This window comes from Bradyrhizobium sp. AUGA SZCCT0158 (assembly GCF_018130065.1).
Lineage (GTDB): Bacteria > Pseudomonadota > Alphaproteobacteria > Rhizobiales > Xanthobacteraceae > Bradyrhizobium.
In genome coordinates, this window is sequence record NZ_JAFCME010000010.1 from 242,483 (window position 1) to 263,095 (window position 20,613).

At 61.8% G+C, this 20,613-nt stretch carries 25 protein-coding genes and 2 tRNA genes; 12 read left to right on the forward strand and 15 right to left on the reverse strand.

The window, feature by feature from the left end; translation table 11 throughout:
- Positions 1-208: 208 nt before the first annotated feature.
- Positions 209-358 (reverse strand): DUF5989 family protein, encoded by a 150-nt coding sequence (locus JQ574_RS17250; RefSeq protein ID WP_249119410.1) that lies wholly within the window; start codon positions 356-358, stop codon positions 209-211.
- 99 nt (positions 359-457) lie between these two features.
- Positions 458-543: transfer RNA gene (locus JQ574_RS17255), tRNA-Tyr, on the reverse strand.
- A 202-nt stretch (positions 544-745) separates the two neighbouring features.
- On the opposite strand from JQ574_RS17255, the gene rlmB reads away from it, so the two are divergent.
- Entirely contained in the window at positions 746-1,573 is an 828-nt protein-coding gene (gene rlmB, locus JQ574_RS17260) for a 23S rRNA (guanosine(2251)-2'-O)-methyltransferase RlmB (protein WP_212207328.1), read from the forward strand.
- A 59-nt stretch (positions 1,574-1,632) separates the two neighbouring features.
- Here rlmB and JQ574_RS17265 read toward each other — a convergent pair whose 3' ends face one another.
- The 4 genes from JQ574_RS17265 to JQ574_RS17280 all read right to left on the reverse strand — a co-directional run bounded on the left by JQ574_RS17265 (position 1,633) and on the right by JQ574_RS17280 (position 4,331).
- On the reverse strand, positions 1,633-2,109 hold the full coding sequence (locus JQ574_RS17265; protein WP_212207327.1) for a hypothetical protein: 477 nt from the start codon (positions 2,107-2,109) through the stop codon (positions 1,633-1,635).
- A gap of 48 nt (positions 2,110-2,157) precedes the next feature.
- A complete protein-coding gene (locus tag JQ574_RS17270; RefSeq protein WP_212207326.1) occupies positions 2,158-2,616 on the reverse strand; it encodes a hypothetical protein in 459 nt (152 codons plus the stop codon).
- Between the two features lie 248 nt (positions 2,617-2,864).
- A complete protein-coding gene (locus JQ574_RS17275) occupies positions 2,865-3,560 on the reverse strand; it encodes an urease accessory protein (RefSeq protein WP_212207325.1) in 696 nt (231 codons plus the stop codon).
- A gap of 51 nt (positions 3,561-3,611) precedes the next feature.
- Positions 3,612-4,331, reverse strand: coding sequence for a dienelactone hydrolase family protein (locus JQ574_RS17280; RefSeq protein WP_212207324.1), 720 nt, complete (start codon positions 4,329-4,331; stop codon positions 3,612-3,614).
- 161 nt (positions 4,332-4,492) lie between these two features.
- Between JQ574_RS17280 and JQ574_RS17285 the strand changes: the two genes are divergently transcribed.
- The 5 genes from JQ574_RS17285 to JQ574_RS17305 all read left to right on the forward strand — a co-directional run bounded on the left by JQ574_RS17285 (position 4,493) and on the right by JQ574_RS17305 (position 8,618).
- Positions 4,493-4,837: a hypothetical protein gene (locus JQ574_RS17285; protein ID WP_212207323.1), complete on the forward strand. Its 345-nt coding sequence runs from the start codon at positions 4,493-4,495 to the stop codon at positions 4,835-4,837.
- A 142-nt stretch (positions 4,838-4,979) separates the two neighbouring features.
- The gene (locus tag JQ574_RS17290; RefSeq protein WP_212207322.1) at positions 4,980-5,309 is read left to right on the forward strand and encodes a hypothetical protein; all 330 of its coding nucleotides are present in this window, start codon (positions 4,980-4,982) and stop codon (positions 5,307-5,309) included.
- Between the two features lie 177 nt (positions 5,310-5,486).
- Positions 5,487-5,561, forward strand: a tRNA-Thr gene (locus tag JQ574_RS17295).
- Positions 5,562-8,009: 2,448 nt separating this feature from the next.
- Entirely contained in the window at positions 8,010-8,240 is a 231-nt protein-coding gene (locus JQ574_RS17300) for a hypothetical protein (RefSeq protein WP_212207321.1), read from the forward strand.
- A gap of 114 nt (positions 8,241-8,354) precedes the next feature.
- Complete coding sequence (locus JQ574_RS17305) at positions 8,355-8,618, forward strand: hypothetical protein (protein ID WP_212383694.1); 264 nt, start codon at positions 8,355-8,357, stop codon at positions 8,616-8,618.
- A gap of 40 nt (positions 8,619-8,658) precedes the next feature.
- Here JQ574_RS17305 and JQ574_RS17310 read toward each other — a convergent pair whose 3' ends face one another.
- The gene (locus tag JQ574_RS17310; RefSeq protein WP_212207319.1) at positions 8,659-8,931 is read right to left on the reverse strand and encodes a hypothetical protein; all 273 of its coding nucleotides are present in this window, start codon (positions 8,929-8,931) and stop codon (positions 8,659-8,661) included.
- Positions 8,932-9,108: 177 nt separating this feature from the next.
- Positions 9,109-9,243 (reverse strand): hypothetical protein, encoded by a 135-nt coding sequence (locus JQ574_RS35530; protein WP_283813745.1) that lies wholly within the window; start codon positions 9,241-9,243, stop codon positions 9,109-9,111.
- A 374-nt stretch (positions 9,244-9,617) separates the two neighbouring features.
- On the opposite strand from JQ574_RS35530, the gene JQ574_RS17315 reads away from it, so the two are divergent.
- On the forward strand, positions 9,618-9,926 hold the full coding sequence (locus JQ574_RS17315; RefSeq protein WP_212207318.1) for a hypothetical protein: 309 nt from the start codon (positions 9,618-9,620) through the stop codon (positions 9,924-9,926).
- A gap of 314 nt (positions 9,927-10,240) precedes the next feature.
- Positions 10,241-10,651 carry a hypothetical protein gene (locus JQ574_RS17320; RefSeq protein WP_212207317.1) on the forward strand — a complete coding sequence of 137 codons (411 nt, stop codon included), beginning with the start codon at positions 10,241-10,243 and terminating at the stop codon, positions 10,649-10,651.
- 96 nt (positions 10,652-10,747) lie between these two features.
- On the opposite strand, the gene JQ574_RS17325 is transcribed toward JQ574_RS17320, so the two are convergent.
- From JQ574_RS17325 to JQ574_RS17335, 3 genes are all read right to left on the reverse strand, one after another.
- Positions 10,748-11,599 (reverse strand): alpha/beta fold hydrolase, encoded by an 852-nt coding sequence (locus tag JQ574_RS17325; protein WP_212207316.1) that lies wholly within the window; start codon positions 11,597-11,599, stop codon positions 10,748-10,750.
- On the reverse strand, positions 11,596-11,964 hold the full coding sequence (locus JQ574_RS17330; RefSeq protein ID WP_192733974.1) for a hypothetical protein: 369 nt from the start codon (positions 11,962-11,964) through the stop codon (positions 11,596-11,598). The genes JQ574_RS17325 and JQ574_RS17330 overlap by 4 nt, the downstream gene beginning before the upstream one ends.
- 99 nt (positions 11,965-12,063) lie before the next feature.
- Positions 12,064-12,174 carry a glucose transporter gene (locus JQ574_RS17335; protein ID WP_212207315.1) on the reverse strand — a complete coding sequence of 37 codons (111 nt, stop codon included), beginning with the start codon at positions 12,172-12,174 and terminating at the stop codon, positions 12,064-12,066.
- A gap of 208 nt (positions 12,175-12,382) precedes the next feature.
- Here JQ574_RS17335 and JQ574_RS17340 point away from each other — a divergent pair, with 208 nt between their 5' ends.
- The gene (locus JQ574_RS17340) at positions 12,383-12,646 is read left to right on the forward strand and encodes a hypothetical protein (RefSeq protein ID WP_212207314.1); all 264 of its coding nucleotides are present in this window, start codon (positions 12,383-12,385) and stop codon (positions 12,644-12,646) included.
- Positions 12,647-12,739: 93 nt separating this feature from the next.
- On the opposite strand, the gene JQ574_RS17345 is transcribed toward JQ574_RS17340, so the two are convergent.
- The 3 genes from JQ574_RS17345 to JQ574_RS17355 all read right to left on the reverse strand — a co-directional run bounded on the left by JQ574_RS17345 (position 12,740) and on the right by JQ574_RS17355 (position 15,266).
- A complete protein-coding gene (locus JQ574_RS17345; protein WP_212036121.1) occupies positions 12,740-12,979 on the reverse strand; it encodes a hypothetical protein in 240 nt (79 codons plus the stop codon).
- Between the two features lie 189 nt (positions 12,980-13,168).
- Positions 13,169-13,882, reverse strand: coding sequence for an outer membrane protein (locus JQ574_RS17350; protein WP_212207313.1), 714 nt, complete (start codon positions 13,880-13,882; stop codon positions 13,169-13,171).
- 337 nt (positions 13,883-14,219) lie between these two features.
- Entirely contained in the window at positions 14,220-15,266 is a 1,047-nt protein-coding gene (locus JQ574_RS17355; protein WP_212207312.1) for an alpha/beta fold hydrolase, read from the reverse strand.
- Between the two features lie 147 nt (positions 15,267-15,413).
- Between JQ574_RS17355 and JQ574_RS17360 the strand changes: the two genes are divergently transcribed.
- Positions 15,414-15,944 carry a MarR family winged helix-turn-helix transcriptional regulator gene (locus tag JQ574_RS17360; protein WP_212207311.1) on the forward strand — a complete coding sequence of 177 codons (531 nt, stop codon included), beginning with the start codon at positions 15,414-15,416 and terminating at the stop codon, positions 15,942-15,944.
- 16 nt (positions 15,945-15,960) lie between these two features.
- Here JQ574_RS17360 and JQ574_RS17365 read toward each other — a convergent pair whose 3' ends face one another.
- Positions 15,961-16,383, reverse strand: a complete 423-nt coding sequence (locus JQ574_RS17365; protein ID WP_212207310.1) for a hypothetical protein — start codon at positions 16,381-16,383, stop codon at positions 15,961-15,963.
- 466 nt (positions 16,384-16,849) lie between these two features.
- Here JQ574_RS17365 and JQ574_RS17370 point away from each other — a divergent pair, with 466 nt between their 5' ends.
- Both JQ574_RS17370 and JQ574_RS17375 read left to right on the forward strand, forming a co-directional pair.
- A complete protein-coding gene (locus JQ574_RS17370; protein ID WP_212207309.1) occupies positions 16,850-17,395 on the forward strand; it encodes a lipopolysaccharide assembly protein LapB in 546 nt (181 codons plus the stop codon).
- A gap of 308 nt (positions 17,396-17,703) precedes the next feature.
- Entirely contained in the window at positions 17,704-20,337 is a 2,634-nt protein-coding gene (locus JQ574_RS17375) for an EAL domain-containing protein (RefSeq protein ID WP_212383695.1), read from the forward strand.
- Positions 20,338-20,613 lie beyond the last annotated feature (276 nt).

Consider the following 20,613-nt stretch of genomic DNA (forward strand, 5'->3'; position numbering starts at 1 on the left):
CGCGACCTTCCACCAGTATGCCTCCAACCGCGGGAAGGCTCCAGAGTTCAGCAAATGTCTGAAAGTCGCATGGGCGAGCCCGTCCGGCAGGCTGCGATTGCTGATCGAATCAGTAAACTCCTCGGTGGTCTCCATCGCTCAGGAATCGGGACGCAGTGCGAAATCTTTCGTCTCAAGCAAGGCCCGGCATGGGCCTGATGCCGTCCATCTAGAAAATCGCGTAAATAAAAGGTGCGACCGCAGAGCCTTTCGACAAGACGAGCAGCGACCCGAACAGCAGCATCATGATGAAGATCGGCAGCAGCCAAAACTTCTTCCGCACCCGCAGAAACATCCAAAATTCGGCCAGAAACGACAGCATATCCGAACCCAGAATTTGTGATTCACCGGGCTTCGGCGCGGCAGCCTTCGCTACGATAGGGCCTGCCTAGCCGTAGCTGGCGGAGCCAGCGAAGGATGGTGGGGGAAGAAGGACTCGAACCTTCGAAGTCATAAGACGGCTGATTTACAGTCAGCTCCCTTTGCCACTCGGGACACTCCCCCGTTTAACTGCATCGCAAACCCAACCGCTTGATGGCGGCAGACAGGCCATGGATGACGTTAATACCTGGAGCCGATGGCGCGCTCCCGGTCGGGCGCGTTTATGGGCGAAGGGCCATGGCAAAGTCAACCAAGGGAAGGCTCGAAAAACGAGCCTCGAGGGGCCAAATTGCCATAATCCGGAACCCGTGACACAAGCTGGCCCATGAGCGATCGCGACCGAAAACCGCCGTTCCGCCGTGGCGGCGGCAAACCCTTCGAAAAAGGCCGGAAACCGGGCGGTCGCCCGGCCTGGCGCGACCGGGACACGGGCCCGGACGGGCCGGTGATTCTTTATGGGTGGCATACGGTGGCGGCGGCTTTGGCCAATCCGGAACGTCAGATCCGCAAACTATTTCTGACCGAGAACGCCGCCCGGCGCCTGGCCGACGAGAATATCGACACCCGCGTGCCCCCGGAACTCGTCCGGCCGAGCGCGATCGACCAGCGGCTGGGCCCCGATGCCGTGCATCAGGGCCTGCTCGCGGAGGCCGATCCCCTGCCCTCGCCCGATATCGATACGCTTGATCAGGAGGGCATCGTGCTGGTGCTCGACCAGATCACCGATCCGCACAATGTCGGCGCCATCATGCGTTCGGCCGCGGCGTTTGCGGTCAAGGCGATCGTCACGACCGCGCGGCACAGCCCCGAGGCGACCGGCGTGCTGGCGAAGTCGGCGTCCGGCGCGCTGGAAATGGTGCCATTGGTGACCGTGCAGAATCTCGCCCGCGCGCTGAATGAGTTGAACGACCGTGGCTTCATGACCGTTGGCCTCGACAGCGAAGGCAGCGAAGACCTCGGCGCTGTCGCATTACAGCAGCCGCTGGCGTTGGTATTGGGCGCCGAAGGCAAGGGCTTGCGGCAATTGACGCGCGAGACCTGCAGCGTGGTGGCGCGCCTCGACATGCCCGGCGAGATCAAGAGCCTGAACGTCTCGAACGCCGCGGTGCTGGCGCTCTATATCGGCGCCTCCCGGCTGGGATTGATGAAATAAAAACAACGCCCGCTCGCATGATGCGAACGGGCGCCTTCGTCTTGATTCGAACTTTCGGATCAGTAGCGGCCGAAGCGCGCGCCGCGATAGCCGTAACGAGCGCCGTAGCCATAGCGTCCGGCATAACCGTAACGGGCGCCGTAGCCATAACGGAAGCCCGGACGGAAACCGTAGCGGTAGCCGTAGGCCCGCGGCGCTACGACGCCACTGCCGTAGCCGTAGCCGTAGCCGTAATACGGACGATAGCCGACGACGGTGTCTTCCTGATAGACGCGCGCCGGAGCCCAGGCGCCGGGACCGGAATAGGTCGGGCCCTGGTTGACGTAGTAATATTGCTGCACGGGATCGGCGAGCCGGTCATAACCCCAACCCACGCCGCCGCAGGGATTGCAGCCCGCCGAGGTGTAGGTCGCAACAACCGGTGCCGCGTAGACGACGGGCGCAGCGTAACCGCAGCTCGTGTAACCGCACGCCATCGCGGGCGCGGTGGCCGTCACGGCGACGGCCGCGACCAGTCCTGAAATCAGATGACGCATTACTCTCTCCTGTGGGTGTTTGCCTGTTGGTGTTCTTGTTGGCGTGGTTTATGGGCGTGGAAGTAATCCCGTGGGATGCCGACGACGCCGGTCTTCCTGCGGTGCGTAGATGATCTCGGGCGGATTGACCGGCACGTTGGATTGCGCCGGCAGCGGTGCCGACTGTGCAGACCAGGATTGGTGATAGCTTTCGGCCGGCTGCGGCAACCGTCGGTTCGCCGGCGGCTCGATTTCCAGACGGCCGTAACCGGGCAGATGACCTGCGCTCGGATAATAATGACCGACACGCGGCACCGGGTCGATATAGCGGCCGCCATAGACGGTCGGCTGCACATGCGTGCCCCTGAGGAGGCCCCAGTCGCCCTCGACCACCGAATAGGATGCATCGACGCCGTTGATGATGACGGGAACACCGGGGCGACCCGGAATCACGATTTCAAACCCGCCACCGGCCAAGGCCGTCGACGTCGTCGCCATCAGAATTGCCAGTGTCACGCCAATGCGCATCGCTTGGGACCCCGTTTTCCTTTGGCCGCAATTTAGTCGAACGGGCATCCCCAAGGGTTAAGGGGCCGGACCAAACTGCCGGTAAGGCTAACGCGTCAGCATCCCCAGTCGCTCAATTGCGAGCGAACCCGATCAGCAATTGTTAACGGGGCGAGCCCGACCCATCGGGATCTCTCCGACGTCATTCCCCGATGCGCATTGCGCATCGGGGAATGACGAGAGAGAAAGAGAAGGCGAGAGGGAATATCTCAGGCGAACAAATTTTCGACGATCGTCGTTGCGCCGATGGCGATCGTGACGATACCCACCGCCCCCTGCAGGCCGCGATTGGCCCAAGTGAGCCAGCGCGCGGACACCGCGAGCGGCACGGCGATGACGGTGGACAATGCGCCCATGCCGATCATTGAGCCGATCCCGAACAGCGCGACATAACCGAGCCCGACCGCCGCACTCGACGCCTGCGAGACCGTCAGCACCAGCAGTGCAGCCGAGCCCGCCATGCCGTGCATCAACCCGACCAGTAATGTGCGCCAGCGAAAGCCGTGTTCGTGGGCGTGTGCGGTGCGCAGATGCGGCGTGGTTTCGCCGGCATGGCTGTGGGCGTGAATATGCACGGTGCCGTCGCCATGGCCGTGCTTGTGAAAATGCACGCGGTCCCGCCACAGCCGCCACAGCACATGCGCGCCAAGGCCGACCAGCATGATGCCGACGGCGGCCTCGAGCGGTCGCGCCACGCTTTCCGGGATCGCGCTGCCGAGCAGGATGGCGCAGCCGGCGAACACGAACAGCGTCAGCGTGTGGCCGAGCCCCCAGGTCAGCCCGTGCTTGACGATGTCACCGACACGGCTGCGGCGCACGGCGATGCTGGAGACGGCGGCGATATGATCGGCTTCGAGCGCATGCTGCATGCCCAGCAAAAACCCAAGCCCCAGAATTCCGAACATATGCCCCCTGCGCGCTACAAGCGCTTATCAAACACCAATCAACTGTTCTTGTCAGGTCAACACTTCATCGAACAGTCCCCGCATCGCTGCCCATGATCGGCGATCGGCCTGCTCATTGTAGAGCGCGGTGCGCATCATCGAACCGTCGGCGGCGGGGTTGGTGAAACCGTGCAGCGTGTTGCCATAATTGATGACCTGCCAGTCGCGGACGTGGCCTTCGCGCATCTCGTTCTCGAACGCTGTGACCTGATCAGGCGGCGCCAGTGGATCCTCCGCGCCGGTGAGCACCAGCACGCTGGCCTTCACGCGGCCGGGCTGCGCGGGCATTTTCGTCGCCAGCACGCCGTGGAAACTGACGACAACCTTGAGATCCGCGCCCTCGCGCGCGAGCTCCAGCACCACCGAGCCGCCGAAGCAGAAGCCGATTGCCGCGAGCCGGCTGGTATCGACATCAGGCAGATTCGCCTGCGCCGCGAGCGCGGCGCGGCCGCGGGCGTGGAGTTTTTCCGGCTCGGCACGCAGTCCGCCAACCAGGGTCGCGACTTGCTGCAGATTGCTCGCCTGCCGCCGGTCACCGAACATGTCGGCCGCGAGCGCGATATAGCCGAGGTCTGCAAGCCGCCGCACGCGTTCCATCGCAAACTCGCCGAGCCCCAGTCCCTCGTGAAACACCAGCACGCCCGGCCGCGGACCTGCGGCATTGTCGTTCCAGGCGAGATAGCCCCGCAAATTGACGTCGTCGCAGCGGTAATCGAGGTCGCGCGTCGGCATGAAATTCTCTTCAAGCTCTTGAAGTTCTCTTGGTTCTTTGGGGGCGCTTCAAAATGCGGGGAACAGGAACATCACACCGGTTTGAACGCAGCACAACCCAAAATCGGAACATCGAGCGCTGCGATCGGTTGGCCCCGCACAACATTTGCGGAGAGCAACCAATGACAAAACTGAAACTTCTGGGCGCAACGGCATTGCTGGCAGCGACGATTGCGACACCTGCGATGGCGCAGCAGTGGACGAATGATTACAACTATCGCCATCGATCGTCCGGCTTCTGGCCCGGCGAAGTCGCAGCCGGCGTCGTCGGCGGCGCGGTTGGCGCAGCAGGCGCGATTGCGACCGCCCCGTTCCGCAACCGTGATTCCTACGCCTATTACGGCGGACCGGCCTATGACGATTCCTATGCCTATCCCGTCCAGCGCCCGCAGAGCCTGCGTCCCGCCTGCGGCATTCAACCCGACGCGACCTATATGGGCCCCGACGGACGCTGGCGCCCCTGCTGACGAGGCGTGAGCGGTCCGGGCCAATAACGCCGAATAGAATTGCGGCCAGGGAAAATACGGAACGACCTTGCACCCCGGACCTGGCTTGGCGTGACGAAAACTGGCGTCACCAGAAAACCCGCGTCATGAAAAGGAGAACCGTATGACAATAATCAAAACCCTCGGCACGGCTGCGATCATCGCATCCGCGTTGGCGGGCCCGGCCATGGCGCAGCAGGTCACGAACACCGGCAGCTATCAGCGTCAGGCCTCTCCGGATCAGGCCTATCGGCAGAACGGCAACTGGCAGAACAGCTACAACCGCTGGGACGACCGCAGCGGGTTCCGGGCGGGCAACGCCGCCGCAGGCACCGCGTCCGCGATGGCAGTCGAACCGATCGGCGGCGAAGAATACGCCCGCCGCAACGGCTTCGTCTGCATCCCCGGCACCCTGTTCCGCGGCGAAGACGGCCGCCGGCACATCTGCCAATAGGACAAGCGGATCGAGATGCGGAAAAAGGCGGCCGGAAGGCCGCCTTTTTCATGTGCAGGCGTAACGGAAACGGGCTTTCGAGGTGCTGGCCCTTTGCGGGCAAGTCTGGTATTCGACCGCCGAAGATTGGTGGAAACCTCGCGCGTTATCCTGGCTGGCCCGCCATCGCTTCAATTCGCCGGTTTAGCTCAGCGGTAGAGCAGCGGTTTTGTAAACCGAAGGTCGGGAGTTCAATCCTCTCAACCGGCACCAGCGTCTCTTGAGTGGTGCGAGGAACTGTCACCGTCCGGCAACATCCATGATGTTTCGCTTCTCGGAACACCAATTAAGACTCCCACGCTCGAAAGTCTTGCGGCAGATTCGACGCTACCGGGGTTGGGAGTATTGTCATTGCACTGACAATCAATTTTCCCGGACGGGCCGCAGCGCGCAACGCCTGCGGCCTTTTTCATTGGCCAGCAAAAGCCGGCGCAGAAATACCGGATCGTGAATGCAAACCAGTCTCGCACCTGGTACGCGTCAAGCTTCGATCAGGCTCGGGACCGACACCGAAGCGACATGGAAAGATTACCTGCCCCGATGCGCCGGACCGACCTCATCGAGCATCGCCCGCCATCGCCCCTTCAAGGCTTGGTAACTTGCCGATGCCGCTGCCGACGCAATCGACCAATGGCTGCGCGCGGCGCGCTCCGCTGCAATTATGCAAACAGCCAATCGTAGGTCGTCGCAACGAGCTTGCTAAGTAGGTAGAACCAACCTGCCGTTGCAAGGATAACAGGAACAAAGAAAGCCACCCCAACGATCACTTGCTCTCGCCTTTGGCCGCTGGGGGCCACTGACGCCTCGGCAGCCGCTTTTTCGCTTGAACTCATAACACTCGCCCCGTTTCAAAAGTAGCAAAGCGCGCGGCGTGGTGGCATCGGCATCCTATTGTTCGCCATGTAGGCCGCCTCAGTTGGGGGCCTCTTCCATTCGCGATGCCGCTAAGAAGCGGCCCCAACCTCGGGGCTGGGGGCTGAGTTGGGGCCGCCCATTCCAACCGTGGGCAACGCGGAAAAAGGCGGCCTACGGTTAGCTAAATTACCGCAACTCGGTCGATCGTTCCGAACTAGTTTGGAGTACCTCGGTTGGTGGCCTCATTCGTTGTGCCGATCGCACCTGCGAACCGCAATCCGTCGTCGCCCGAACCCGAACGCACCGACTGCTGGCAAACAATGGAGATGGGACGTCGGCTTCTACCCGGCATGACATCGCGGTCTCTCCCGCAGCGGCTACGTCAACTTTTCGACCAGGTGCTGGGCGGATTCGAAACGGCGTGGAAAGATTGTCAGCCACAATGCACGGAAGCCGACTTCGTCGAGTATCGGCGCCAGCGCGCGGCTGGCTGTGGCTGCACGAGTCCGGTACCTTCGTGAAGTACACACTGGCCGGCGCGCATTTGTTTGCTTAACGGTTGCGGCCTCCCGTTAGTGGTTTTACTTGAATGATAACCCATTCGGGTGATGCGCACGTTTTCCGCGAGCGAGTGGGAACCAAAGCGCAGTTTAGCAACTTACTGACTCACCTTTGGCGGGGTGAGTTGAGTAATGGACGACTCAAGCGGCGATAAACTATCAGGACCGGAGAATCGCGAGCATCACGGGTGCAGGTGTGGCGCGCAGCCCAAAGTGGTTCACAAGATGATGGACCCAACCCGTGGCTTGACGGTACGAATGTTTGAATGTCAGTGCGGCGAACGCAGCTGGACCGAACATAAGGACTAAACTCTTCCGATGAGTTCCTTACGACTGCCGCTGGATCTGACCAAAAGCGATAGAGAAATGGGGGCCAAGAAGGCGCGGCAATGATAAGGCAATCTGAAATCTACCGGCAGAACGCTGAGAACTGCCTGCGTCTGGCTGGCTCGCGTTGGCCGAAGAGCAAGACTGGATCGACGGGGAGACATCCGCCAATGCAGAACCCGAATGATGCTGTACTGTCCGGCTGAAGGCGAAGGGGAATAAATGGACCTGCTGTCTTCGATTGGCTTGCCGCATTGGCTAATGATCGCGGGAGCTATTTTAATCGCGATCGGCTGCCTTGGTCTTGTGTTTAGCCGGAACAGGCAAGCCGCTAGTAACCCAGATCCTGATCGTGATTCAGCTTTGCACGACTTGCAGCCACGCTAACTCATGGCGTATCGGCGCATTGAGTTCAGAGTGGCCCAGGGCTTCGATCGAAAATGGAAATGGTTTGTCGGTCTAGCGTCAGGTCGACGGCAAGGCGAAGCGCTGATGACACCGGCGACGCAACGAGGCTATTCTTTCTCGTCGAGGTCGGGAACATCCCACAACAAGAACGCCATGATGATAAGCGCTGGAGTCCAAGCTAGCATGGCCCCAAATGCAATGGCCTGCACTGTTGTCATGATCACTCCGGGGTTGTCCCAACCTTGGGTCACTTAACCTAACGCGCTGGCTCTGGATAGCGGCGTTGTCAAACTGTTCACAAAAAATGACATTTTCCTTCCGACAACATGTCACGGTCGCCGTAAGGTATTGATATGATTGAATGCGGGCCGGTTTTGTAAACCGAAGGTTGGGGGTTCAACTCGCTCAACCGGCACCAGTCCGCGTTCAAAGTCGCAAATGCGACAACAACGCTTGCACGGTTTACATCAGCATCCAGCGCCGTATCAGCCACGCGAGCCCGAGCGCGGCTATGATGACGCCGACGCCGAGCAGATCCACCGAAATCGCAGGCGAGCCGTCTGGCAATCTTGAAAATGGATTCCAGCTCGGCCCTTTTGGAGTGATCGACTTTCACCCGATTGACGGTGAAAAGCGCGAGCGCGGCCCAACCGATAAAGAGTCAAACCGCATGGCAGACATAGGCCGCTGGCGAGCTGACACCATTATACTTCAACATGGCACCTCCCGAACAATGGCTTGATGAATACGGTTCTGAAGTGCGCGCTTCGAGTTGTCAGGCACCCAAGTAGTTTTCTACCCTCAATCCTCGCTATTCACAGCTACGGCAAGATTCCCGTTATCCTCGCTATTCACAGTGAACACTTTTCGTACCGTTCTCAGTGAGCCGCTTGATACAGACCACAAGATCAAAAAATCTCAAGCGACTCTTGACCGGGAATCGCAAATCAGAACCTGTACGGCCTTAGTTCAGAGGGCCACCGTGCAAGATCCATTTACTGATTTCATGACTGGTAAGATTTCCGAACGGCACGCCAAACAGGACCGGCGCCTATTCGGACTGATGTACCTCTGCATTGCCGCTTTGATCGTGCTGGCCGTCGCCAAGCTGTTTATCTGACGGCGCAAAGAAAAAGCCCGGATTGCTCCGGGCCTCTTCGTTACCAATGATGGTAGTGGCGATGATAGTGGCGGCGATAGTATCGCGGGCCATCGTAATAGGCGTACGGCCCACCGCCGTAATAGCCGTACCTCGGTCCATAGTGGTAGCCGCCGTGGTAGGCATTGGCCGCCGCGGCGGCGCCTAGCACGCCAGCGGCCACGCCGAAGCCGATCGCCGCGTTACGCCCGCCACGGGCCTCGGCCGGCGAGTTGACGACAGCGGTTGTCGCAAGCGCGGCAACGGCTGCGAGAGTTAATCCTATCTTTCGCATGTGCGCTCCTTTCCGTTGCCGGGTTAACGCCTGCCCAGCGAGCCTGTTGCGGGAACTTGCGCCAGATAATTTTTGAAGGTTTCGGAAACGGAGTTCTGTTCCGGTGATTCAGCGGAGTTCCGGAATGCGTTGGGTGATCGCGCGTCCGCTTGCGAGCGCAGATTGAGCGCCGCGCCGTCAGGGCTTCACGGCGTAGGACATCGCAATACCCAGCGCGAGGCCGAGGCCGATGCCCATAGCGATATTGTCGATGGCAGCACCGATCGCGACGCCGAGCACTGTTCCGAGGGCAAGGGTGCGGCCTTCCTGCATGGCGGCGTCGCTGAGCTATCGACTGCTGGTCCGCTCGACGTCAGGCGCTCTCGGACTCTTGTCCGACCGGTTCGGGTCATCGACCTGGGATTTGAGGTCGGCGGCCTTCTCGACCAGGCCCGCTGCCACATTCGGGTCCGTGACTGTCCGTGCGAATTTGAGAAGCGTAGTTGCCTGACGCGTCAGATACTGCCTGCCCACCACTGCTGCTATCTCCCGCTTGCTGTCCCACAGACGTTACGCTGCAACGCAGGAATCGTTCCGAGTGATGTGTTACGAAGTGCACATTTAATCTTTGTTCCATCCGATACCTGCGGCATTTTGGGTTCCCGTGGCCTCCCGGAACCAACCCCGTTCGATCACGTTTTTGCTGCATGAGAATTCGGGAAGAGAACTGCAATCTGGTTTTGCTCACCGGCGTGACGCTGGTGAGTGCAGTCATCGCGGGCGCCGCGGGCTTTTGGGAACCTGCCTCCGACGTGAGCAAAAACAGGCAGGTCTATGCCGCCGCCGCGACGTCGTCGTCGGCCGCTGCGGCGTCTTCGCCGTCGGCCGCCACAACATCGTCGTCGGCCGCCGCGGCTTCGCCGGCGGCACGGCAACCGGCCCGTCTCGTCGACCAGACGCCGGTCCGGGTGATCGGCGCGCCTTTCGTGCCCAACACCAATCCGCGCGAGCGCTAAGCAAGGACGAGGGTCGAGCCGTGAGGGCCGACCCTATTTTCTAATGCCTACGCAACGCACACCCGCGCTGCGAGCCACGGCCCGCTCTACTTTGCACGGGGTTGTTTCGCGATTTTGGGTCTGGCCCTGCGGTGCCTCCGATGGCACCCGCTGGCATGGCACCGCTGGCGGAGGTACTACGCAGGATGTCCCCCACAGGGTGTCGCCCTTTTGTCACCTCGCCGGCAAATCGAATGCCTTCATTAGCCAAGTTCAACACTTGCTCTTGATTCCACAAAAGCCTTTTGCTGGAATGACTTGGGTTGAGGTGTGCGATGAAATGGATGAAGGAACGCGACCTCCTGATCGCGCAGACGATGGCATTCGTGCAATCGGTGACCGGGAAGAAGCCGGACGCGGCGCAATTCCTTGCGAATCCGGCCTCTTTCGTAAGCCCGGAAGCGCCCGCACCCTTTGACGTGCCCAAAGCCACGCCCGCGGTGTCGATGCCTGACATCGAGGCGATGCTGGCCGAAACCATCTCCGTCGCGCCGCCGAAGCCGGTCCAGAACGCACGTCCCGAGCCCAAGGTCGATTTCCAGTCCGAAATCCGCGCCCGTGTCGCCAATTTCCGCGCGCATCAGGAGCGCTTCAACCGCGAGCGCGAGGCCTATTGCAGCGCCACCATGGCCAAGGTCCACGCCGCGCTGCGTGAAGACACCGCGCCGCCGCCGCTGGGCAAATAGCCCTCGCCTCAATCCTCTTGTTTGACGGGTTGTCGTAAGGCGGATCGGAATCCACCCACGGATCAAGTCCGAGGGCATGCTTCGCTTGAAAATCCTCTAGGCCCTGCCGATCTTCTCCAGCACCGGCAGCAGGTGCGTCAGAAACAGCTCCGGGTTTTCGCTCATCGGGAAGTGGCCGAGCCCTTTCATGATGGTGACTTCGCAACCCCTGATGCTGTTGGCCACGGCCAGCGTTTCCTCCGGAGTGCAGGAGTAATCATACTCGCCGGACAGCAGAAACAGCGGACAGCGCCTGGTGTCGATCTCTGCGACGCGGCCGCGGATGTCGCCGTCGAGCTTGTAGAAATACAGATCGCCTTTGAAGACGCCGGGTCCGCCCTGCATGTAGTGCCAGATCGTTTCCCAACGCTCACGGTCCGGCGCATCGGGGCCGACCAGACCGGAGACGATGGCGCCGCAGACCTCGCCGCCATGCACATCCGGCCGGTGCAGGAAATTCAGATCGTAATAGGGATCGACATGCGCGCCGGCCTGCAGGCCGATGATAGCGCGAAAGCGCTCCTCGGGATGTTCGAGCGCCAGATGCAGCGCGATGCGGCCGCCGATCGAGCAGCCGATCAGGATCGGCTTGTCGAGCTCGAGTGCCGCCGAAACTTCCAGGACCATGGTCGTGTATTGCGCCGAGGTCAGCTGGTATTCCTCGTCGTGCCAGCCGGCCGGCGGCGAGGATTTGCCGTGCCAGGGCATGTCGAAGGCGATGACGCGATGCTTTGAGGTGATGCGCACATCGTTCATCAGCGCGCGATATTGCCGGCCATCGCTGCCCGCGGTGTGCAGGCACAGTAACGGCGTGCCTTCGCCCGCTTGCTCGAAATAAATGCGGTGCGGCCGGCCGAACAATTCCAGATGCATGTAGCGGCCGACGATCGGCTCGAACCTCGCGCTCATGCGCCAGCTCCCGTGGCGCGGAGCTTGGCCAGCGCTTCCTTGAAGTAACGCAGATGGGCCATGAAGATCTGCAGATTGCCTTCGGCCCTCAGCACGCGCCGCTTGATCAGCGCCAGCAAATCGTTGGAGCCCGGCGGCGGGCGCTCGCTCCAGAACTTCTTCCATTCCTCCTCGGAGGCGCGAAGCGCGAAAGCCGAAGACGGCATCACTAACGGCCCTGGCGTCACCGACACGATTCGGCCCTCATGGATCGAAATCAGAAAGGCTGACTGGCCGACCTCCAGAAGAAAGCTGGTCGTGAGATAGCGGCCGCGCCGGACCAGTCCCGCATCGCCATTGACCCGCGCTTGCAGCGTCTCGATCATTCCCGTCCCGCCCGTCATGTCATCGAGCCGCCTCGCGGCCCGAACTTGTTGTGTTGCATGATGGGTGGATTGGTCGCGCGGTCAATCGCTCCCCGGCCGCTAAAGCCACGCCCAGACCAGCGCGATGTTGGCCGCGCAGGCCACCAGCAGCGCGACCGTGAGCGTGAGTTGGACACGCTCGCAGGAGTGAGTCTGGACGATCGTTCTCATGGCCGAAACATCCAGCGATTCTAGCCGAGGAGTCTCGGGGATTCTTTTTCGCGGGATTCATGACTCGTTTACGACTCAGGGACTCCGCCAAAATGCCGTCGAAACGGGCCATTTCAGCCCTTCGTGAGCCCTGAACGGGCGGAATACCAGCCAAGCCAGAACCCAAAAGGGGCTGCAACGTTGACCGTTTTTGCTGGAGCCCCCACGCATGCCCTACGCGCTATTCTGCCAAGAGGCCAAGCTGAGCAAGGCCTATCCGACCGAGGCCGATGTCTGGAGGCTGGCCCGACAGTCGGGGCTCGTGGTCGATGCGGTTTCCGATGAGGAAAGGCAGGCACCGCGACCGGTGCTGGACAATGACTACGAGATCAAGCCCTGCCAGCCGGACCCGGACGAAGATCCGGCGCGAAACAAGGCCGAGGCCGAGCGCGACGCCCGTTCGGTGCTGCAGTTGGGTTCGAAAGCGGCCTGACGCAGCCGCTTCGCGGGTGTCGTCGGCGGAGATAAAGGCCGCACGGGAACGGGCCGGCCTTACGGCCGGAGGAAAAATCGAACGATCGCCTACTTAAGGCGTCGCAGCTGCCAGTGAAGCCTGTTCCGAGGCGAGCACGACGCAGGCCTTGCGACGGTTCAGTCCCCTGATCGCGCCGGTCACCTTGAGCACCTTCCCAACCGGACAGTTGGCGTCCTGCACGAAGGCGATTTCATAGGGAGCAAGGATGAGCGGTTCTGATTTCAGGACAGTCTGGGCAAGGCATGGCAGCGACGCTGCGGAAAATATCAGCCCTAACGCAAAAGCACGCATGTTTGATTGTCCAACCAGCCGATCGGACCATAATAGCCGAAGATGACAAAAAGTTGCGCGCACCGCGAAGATTATTTTTCGCGAGTACCAACAGCTGCGTATAGCGCTTCGTGCCCTCCGGCGGCGCCCCCTGAAAACAAAAAGGCCGGCTTCCCGCCGGCCTTTTCCGTCTGGTTAGGTAGCAAGCCCTCAGTATTTGGAGGCCGCGGGGCCACCCCAGCCAAACCGGTAGTTCACGCCGACCTTGACGGTGTGTTCGTCGTTCCGGAAGCTCTGGCCGGTGACGTCGGCGGGGCCAGCCGTGAAGGTGGTTTTGCCGAAATCATAATACTGGTACTCGGCCTTGGCCGACCAGTTGGGCGCGAACATGTATTCGAGGCCGCCGCCGACCGTGTAGCCGTCCTTGCGGTTGCCGCTGGTGGTGAAGCCCGCCGGGACGCCGCCCACGGTGACGCCGAGATTGTTGCCGTCCCGCCAGGCATAACCGCCCTTGGCGTAGAGCAACGCCGGACCCCAAGTGTAGCCGACCCGGCCGGTCACCGAACCAAGCTGGTCGGTATTGCTGGTCACCAGCGTACCGCCCGGGAACAGCACGCCATTATTGCTGCCGCCGTTCAGCCAGCTGTATTGGGCTTCGGCACCCACCACCCAGTTGGGTGCGAACTGGTAGTCGAAGCCGCCCTGCACACCGCCGAGGAAGCGCGCGTCGCTGCTTTGCAGGGAGTCGGTACCCGCAAAGGCCCCGCCGACATGGCCGCCGATATAGAAACCGGTCCAGTTATAGACCAGCGCCGGCGCGGTGTAGGCCGGCGCCTTGGTATAAGGTCGAGGCTGGATGTCCGCCGCGAAAGCAGGAGCCGCCATTGCGGCCAACGCGGCAGCGCCGAGCAAAATCTTCTTCATCTTCATTCCCCGTGACTAACGTTCCGCCATCAAACCAAACAACGTGACCTCAATTAGGTTGCTTTGCGGCAATGCCGGAGCACCGAACGGTGCTCAACTGTGACGGCGCGGCAACAGAGCGCTTTGGTTCCCTCGCATATTAGGTTTTTTCCTGCGTTAACCGGCAGGTATCCCGCTTTGTTGATGTCGGAGATAACTAAGGCGAGGTTCAAGGGTCGCCAAAAAGTGATTGAATTCCGTTCATCTATTCGGGTCGGAGGACCCTCCGCAAAAGAGCCGCCATTCGGGGTTTCCGGGACGCCCGATCTTCAGGGCATCCCCAGAAGCCCTCCCCGGCTCAATAGCCGGCAATCTCGATCACCGCCTCGGCAAACGCCTGCGGCGCCTCCTGGGGCAGATTGTGCCCGATGCCGCCGGTGATCAGGCGGTGCGCGTATCTGCCTGAGAACTTCTTGGCATAGGCGGCAGGATCGGGGTGCGGAGCGCCATTGGCATCGCCTTCGAGGGTGATTGACGGCACCGAGATCACCGGAAATGCGGCGAGCCGCTTCTCCAGATCGTCGTATTTCGCCTCGCCCTCGGCCAGGCTGAGCCGCCAGCGATAATTGTGGATCGAAATGGCGACATGATCCGGGTTGTCGAGGGAGGCTGCGCTGCGCTCGAACGTCGCGTCGTCGAAATTCCACTTCGGCGAAGCCGTTTGCCAGATCAGCCGGGCAAAATCGCGGGTGTATTTCTCATAGCCGGCCCGGCCGCGCTCGGTCGTGAAATAGTACTGGTACCACCAGGAAAGCTCGGCCTTCGGCGGCAGCGGCGCCTTGTTGGCCTGCTGGCTGCCGATCAGGTAGCCGCTCACCGCAACCAGCGCCTTGACCCGCTGCGGCCAGATCGCCGCGACGATGTCGGCGGTCCGTGCGCCCCAGTCGAACCCGGCGATAACCGCCTTCTCGATCCTGAGCGCATCCATCAGATCAATGACGTCGACCGCGAGCGCGCCCTGCTGACCGTTGCGGGGCGTGTCGCTGGAGAGAAACCGCGTGGTGCCGTAGCCGCGCAGATGCGGGACGATCACCCGGAAACCGGCCGAGGCCAGGATCGGCGCGACGTCGACAAAGGCGTGAATGTCATAGGGCCAGCCGTGCAGCAGGATGACCGGAGGACCATCAGCGGGTCCTGCTTCGGCGTATCCGACGTTGAGGGCCCCGGCGTTGATCTGCTTGATGGCAGGAAACGACGTGTGCGTCCCAGGCTTGATCGCCGTCACCGGTTTGGCGTTACCGGACTGTGCGCCGGCCGGGCCAGCCAGAGCGAATTGGGCGGCTGCCAGAGTCGTTGCAGCGGCGCCAAGAAAACGGCGGCGACCAAGGTTGATGTTGTCGGACATGTGGGCTCCCTCCTATAATGATCGAATACGATTAACTCGGACACGATCTAATAGCCCAATATTCTTGATGTCAACCCTTCCGATTTAATCGTATCCGATATATATGCTCTGCAACCGTCACGATCGCGTGTGCCCGGGAGCATCAGGATGAAACCGACCAAGTCTTCGAACCCACTGCCTGCAGATCCACAGCCTACGGATCGAAAGCTCGCCGACTTCCTGTGCTTTGCGGTCTATTCGGCCAACCTCGCCTTTGGCCGGGCCTATAAACCACTTCTCGATGAACTTGGCCTCACCTACACGCAATATATTGCGATCGTGGCGTTGTGGGAAAACGACAACCAGACCGTCTCAAGTCTGGGCGAAAAGCTGTTCCTCGAATCCAACACGCTGACCCCGATCCTGAAGAAGCTCGAGACGATGGGTTATCTGCGCCGGCAGCGCGATGCCGCCGACGAGCGCCAGGTGCTGGTCAGCCTGACCGAGGCCGGGCGCGGGCTGCGCGAAAAACTCGGAGGACGGAATCTGGTGAAGGCTTCCGGGCTTTCGCCGGAGGAATTCCCCAGGCTGCAGAAGGCGGTGGTCACGGTGCGCAACAACCTGATCAAATCAATGCAGGATACGCCGACCGGCGCGCCGGCAAGCCCCTCGGCCGCGGCGGCAAAGCAAGGCGCGTAATCCCGAGCGCCGGCCGCTACCGCGCCATCTTTTCCAGGTCGGGGAATGGCGCATAGACCGCACCGGCGCAGGGCTCGCTGGCGTTTTCAATGATGCGGTCGAGCCGGCCATCGACGTAAAGTATCGCGCGTTCGCGCGGTTCGGCGTAATTGCCGTCGGAATCGCGCGGGCTGAAGCGCAGGCAACTGACGTAACGCAGCCGTCCCCCGACGACACGTTGTATCGGCTCCGCCATCACGGCGTTACGCACGCCGACCGGGTTGTTGAGATAGGTCCTCATGAACAGGAGTATCTCGCCCTTGTAATTGTTGGGAAACGGCTGATTGGAGACGCCGCGGTCGTCGGTATAGGTGATGCTCCTGACCTCGTCGCTGCCCGCGCAGGCCGCGAGCACGATCGGCAGCAACACGATCGCCGCGAATTTTGCTGATGTCCCCAAGCGTAAGTCTTCCACCTGCCCCCGAGGCTATCTCTTAGACCGGGCGGCGCCGAAATGGAATTCGCAACTCGCTTATCGCGCCCGGATTGGACCGCTGACATCGGCGCCAACCCACGGCCATTGGGGAAGCAATGGCGCGTGGGTCGGCCTGATACCCGCGGGCGCGTCAGGGGCAATGGGGATCGAACCGCGCCCGCGGATCAGTTTGATGGTGGCTGCGGACGACACTAGCGCCCCCGCGCTGAACCCCTCGTGAAGCGCGACAGCGGACGTCGTTCATCTGCATGACATCTTCGTCATGTTCCCAAAGCAACGCCAAATCACGGGAATGGCATTATGCGTCGGGAATGTTCCCAACCGCCAGGTGTTCAAATCAGCGAGCTTCGGTATAGGATCGCCTGATGGCACCGTCCTTTTCTACTTTTTTCGAAGTCGGGTTTCTTGATCTGTTCAACTGGAGAGACGCATGACCAAACTTGCTATCAGGCTTCTGACGCTGGCGATGTTCACGCTGACGCTGACGGCGGCCCCCGTCGTCAGCGTGGTCTACGCCGCACCCGACAGCAGTCCGCCGCCGCCGCCCGATAACAGCAAAAAGAAGAAGCGATCGAGCGAAGTGCGCCCGAGCACGCAGGAAACCGCATTTGCAACCGGTTATCGCGCCGCCTATGCCGCGATCTACGATCGCCACGACTACGCCTCGGCGATCGAACAGTTGAAGGCGCTCGGCCGCGACGACAGCGCCGCGGTCGCCAATCTGATCGGCTATTCCTATCGCCAGCTCGGCGACTACAAGGTGTCGCAGATCTGGTACGAGCGCGCGCTCAAGGCCGACCCGACCCACGTCAAGACCTGGCAATATTACGGCTTGTGGCAGGTCGAACAGGGTAACCGCGAATCCGCGCAGTACCATTTGAACAAGATCGCGGCGCTTGCCGGCACCTCGAGTGAGGAATACCGCTCGCTCGCCGCAGCGCTCGAAAAGCCGCCGGGAACCGGTCTGGCTTACTGAGCCGTCAACGCCCTCGCTTCGTGGCGGGGAGCGGCAATACGAAAATGGACGGGTGCCGACGCGATCCGCCGCCGGCACCTTTCCTTTTTCTGTCACGCACAACGGAAATTGCGTTCCAGCCTGGCCGCTGACGCCGGTTGCTCGGCTATTCATTAGCGAATCCTTAAGGATGATCTCTTTCCGCCAACCGGGACGGGATCGAAGAACCATTTCAACACCCATGCTCCCCTAGGCTTTTCACCAAAATGACGCGCCGCCCCATCGGACCAAGGCCCCGATGGGTTCCAGACGGGCATCAGGGTTGGATGATGAGCACAGGCGATTACCCCGCGGCCGAAACGCCGGACGTTCTGCTGGCCGCGCTTGAGCGGGCGAACGACGCCGTGCTGATCCTGGATCGCGAGCTTCGCGTCAGCTATTGCAACGCCGCGGCCGAACTCATCTTCGGGCTGGACCGCGCAGCAGCGCTCGGTTGCCATGTCGGCGATCTCGGGCTCAAGGACCTTCAACATCATCATGTCGCGACGCCGGCCTCGGACCAGGTGAGCCGCAACGACGTTCCGCATGGACGCAACGCCGAGATCACGATCGCGCGCAAGGATGGCAGCCGGATTCGCGTGGCGCTTTGGCTTTCGAATCTCGAGATCGACGGGCAATGCCGCACCATCGCATTCGTGCGGGACATCACCAAGGAGGTCGCGCGGCGTGAGAGGCTGGCCCTGCTCTCGCTGGTCGCCGACAGGACCAGCCGCGCCGTCATCGTCACCGACCGCAATCTGAAGGTCGTCTATACCAACGCCGCGTTTACGGGAATGTTCGGGTACTCGCTCGAAGAGGCGAAGGACCGGTTTGCAGGCGAACTGCTGGTGGGCCGCTATACCGACCGCAGGACGCTGGCCAGGCTGCGACGCTGGGTCGGCGAGGAAGCCGGCGGTGAAGAGGAAGTCCTCGCCTACGACAGGAACGGCGACGAGATCTGGGTCTCGGCCAACGTCAAGACGTTCCGCGACGGGCGCGGACGGTCCAACTACATGTTCGCCCTGCTGACCGACATCACCGAGACCAAGCAGCTGCGTTCGCTGCAGCAGCTGATCATGAGCGCGCTGGCCGATGAAATCCCGATCGCCGACATCGCCGACCGGCTTTGCCGGCGCGTCGAAGAGATCGCGCCTGACGTCGTCTCCTCGCTGCTTCACATCGACGCCGGCGGACTGGTTCACCCGCTGGGCGGTCCCAGCCTTCCCGAGGACTATTCGCGGGCGCTGGACGGCGTCGCGATCGGTCCGAACATCGGCTCCTGCGGCTCCGCGGCGTATTTTGGCAAGCCGGTGCTGGCGGAGGACATCGACACCGACCCGCGCTGGCAGCCGTTCAAGACCCGCCCGCTCGAGGTTGGCCTGCGCGCCTGCTGGTCCACGCCGATCAAGGGCAAGGACGGCCGCGTGATCGGTACCTTCGCGTTCTACTACCGGGAATGTCGCGCGCCCAGCCGCTGGCATCAGCGGATCGTCGACGCCTGCGTCGATCTCGGCGGGCTCGCGATCGAGCGCAAGGAGGCCCGCGCCCAGATCGCGCGGCTCGCCTATTACGACATGCTGACCGGCCTGCCGAACCGCGCGCGCCTGCGCGATCTGATCCTTGAGGCGACCAACGCCTGCGCCGACCGAGGACACGTTGCGCTGGCGTTTCTCGACATCGATAATTTCAAGGACGTCAACGATACGCTCGGACACTCGGCCGGCGACGAACTGCTGGTCGGATTTGCCCAGCGCCTGCGCGCGCAGATCCAGCCGGGCGACATGCTGGGGCGGCTCGGCGGCGACGAATTCGTGATCGTGCTGCCGAACCGCAACGCGGCCGAAGCCTCGCTGATGGCGTCGCGGATGACGGAGGCCCTGGTCAATCCGATTCAGATCGGCGCCAAGCAGGTCGCGATGTCCGCCAGCATCGGCATCAGCATGTATCCGGACAACGCGACCGATATCGATACGCTGATCCAGCAGGCGGATGCCGCCATGTACAAGGCCAAGCAGGCCGGCCGCTCCACGTTTCGCTTCTTCAGCGCCGACATGGATCGGCTGGCCGAACAGCGGCTGGCCCACAGCGCGGCGTTGCGGCGCGCGCTCGCCAACGACGTTCTGCAATTGCAGTATCAGCCGCAGATCCGGACCGGCGACGGCGGCATTTATGGCGTCGAGGCGCTGGCGCGCTGGTATGATCCGGAGCTCGGCGAAGTCTCGCCTTCGAAGTTCATCCCGCTCGCCGAAGAGTGCGGACTGATCGAACAGATCGGCATGTGGTCGCTCCGCGAGGCCTGCCGGCAAATGGCGGAATGGCGCGGCGCCGGCGTGGATATCCCCTGCGTGTCGGTCAACCTGTCGCCGATCAATTTCCAGAACCCGAACCTGGCCGCAGCGGTCGCCGGAATTCTCGCAGACCATGACCTGCCGCCGGAAGTGCTGATGCTCGAGATCACCGAAGGCGTGATCATGAACGAGCGCTCGGTTGCGATCGAGACGATGCATGCGCTTCGCGACCTGGGGGTCGGCCTGTCGCTGGATGATTTCGGCATCGGCTATTCGAGCCTGAGCCGGCTGGCGCATCTGCCGATCCGCGAGTTGAAGATCGACCGCAGCTTCATGCACGATGTCGGGAGCGACCCCAGCGCGCTGGCGATCGTCACATCGGTGGTTCGCGTTGGCCAGAGCCTGCACCTCACCGTCGTCGCCGAAGGCGTCGAAAGCGACGGGCAGCTGAACTTGCTGACCGAACTTGGCTGCGACGTCGTTCAAGGATTTCTCTACGCCCGCGCGCTGTCGCCCGACGCGTTCGGCCGCTGGCTGCTCGACCATAGCGCCGCGCAGGCGAGTAGGATGCTGCGGCACGTCGGACGATCGCTGGCCGAGGCTTCACCGCGCGCCGCTTCCGGCACCAACTCGTAAAGCCGCTTTTATCGTCGTCCCGGCCTTGAGCCGGGACCCATACCGCGTGATCTCTCGATGAAGACTGGGTAACAGAGACCGTTCGCAAAACTTCTTCCTGTGGTTATGGGTCCCCCGATGCGCAATTGCGCATCTGAGCTCAAGGCCGGGACGACAGCGGTGTTTGTTGTTGCACCGTGGTCTAAACGTAGTTTCGCGATCTCGCGACGCATTGCGCCCGAGCTCTGCCAGAAATTCCGTGCCCTCGAAAATAGAGGGCGCAGGGAAGACCGGGTG

Coding starts and splice junctions, on each gene's coding strand:
- rlmB (WP_212207328.1), top strand. CDS start 746: ATGAGCGATCGCGACCGAAAACCGCCGTTCCGCCGTGGCGGCGGCAAA.
- JQ574_RS17265 (WP_212207327.1), bottom strand. CDS start 2,109: ATGCGTCATCTGATTTCAGGACTGGTCGCGGCCGTCGCCGTGACGGCC.
- JQ574_RS17270 (WP_212207326.1), bottom strand. CDS start 2,616: ATGCGCATTGGCGTGACACTGGCAATTCTGATGGCGACGACGTCGACG.
- JQ574_RS17275 (WP_212207325.1), bottom strand. CDS start 3,560: ATGTTCGGAATTCTGGGGCTTGGGTTTTTGCTGGGCATGCAGCATGCG.
- JQ574_RS17280 (WP_212207324.1), bottom strand. CDS start 4,331: ATGCCGACGCGCGACCTCGATTACCGCTGCGACGACGTCAATTTGCGG.
- JQ574_RS17285 (WP_212207323.1), top strand. CDS start 4,493: ATGACAAAACTGAAACTTCTGGGCGCAACGGCATTGCTGGCAGCGACG.
- JQ574_RS17290 (WP_212207322.1), top strand. CDS start 4,980: ATGACAATAATCAAAACCCTCGGCACGGCTGCGATCATCGCATCCGCG.
- JQ574_RS17300 (WP_212207321.1), top strand. CDS start 8,010: ATGATGACGCCGACGCCGAGCAGATCCACCGAAATCGCAGGCGAGCCG.
- JQ574_RS17310 (WP_212207319.1), bottom strand. CDS start 8,931: ATGCGAAAGATAGGATTAACTCTCGCAGCCGTTGCCGCGCTTGCGACA.
- JQ574_RS35530 (WP_283813745.1), bottom strand. CDS start 9,243: ATGCAGGAAGGCCGCACCCTTGCCCTCGGAACAGTGCTCGGCGTCGCG.
- JQ574_RS17315 (WP_212207318.1), top strand. CDS start 9,618: ATGAGAATTCGGGAAGAGAACTGCAATCTGGTTTTGCTCACCGGCGTG.
- JQ574_RS17320 (WP_212207317.1), top strand. CDS start 10,241: ATGAAATGGATGAAGGAACGCGACCTCCTGATCGCGCAGACGATGGCA.
- JQ574_RS17325 (WP_212207316.1), bottom strand. CDS start 11,599: ATGAGCGCGAGGTTCGAGCCGATCGTCGGCCGCTACATGCATCTGGAA.
- JQ574_RS17330 (WP_192733974.1), bottom strand. CDS start 11,964: ATGATCGAGACGCTGCAAGCGCGGGTCAATGGCGATGCGGGACTGGTC.
- JQ574_RS17335 (WP_212207315.1), bottom strand. CDS start 12,174: ATGAGAACGATCGTCCAGACTCACTCCTGCGAGCGTGTCCAACTCACG.
- JQ574_RS17340 (WP_212207314.1), top strand. CDS start 12,383: ATGCCCTACGCGCTATTCTGCCAAGAGGCCAAGCTGAGCAAGGCCTAT.
- JQ574_RS17345 (WP_212036121.1), bottom strand. CDS start 12,979: ATGCGTGCTTTTGCGTTAGGGCTGATATTTTCCGCAGCGTCGCTGCCA.
- JQ574_RS17350 (WP_212207313.1), bottom strand. CDS start 13,882: ATGAAGAAGATTTTGCTCGGCGCTGCCGCGTTGGCCGCAATGGCGGCT.
- JQ574_RS17355 (WP_212207312.1), bottom strand. CDS start 15,266: ATGTCCGACAACATCAACCTTGGTCGCCGCCGTTTTCTTGGCGCCGCT.
- JQ574_RS17360 (WP_212207311.1), top strand. CDS start 15,414: ATGAAACCGACCAAGTCTTCGAACCCACTGCCTGCAGATCCACAGCCT.
- JQ574_RS17370 (WP_212207309.1), top strand. CDS start 16,850: ATGACCAAACTTGCTATCAGGCTTCTGACGCTGGCGATGTTCACGCTG.
- JQ574_RS17375 (WP_212383695.1), top strand. CDS start 17,704: ATGAGCACAGGCGATTACCCCGCGGCCGAAACGCCGGACGTTCTGCTG.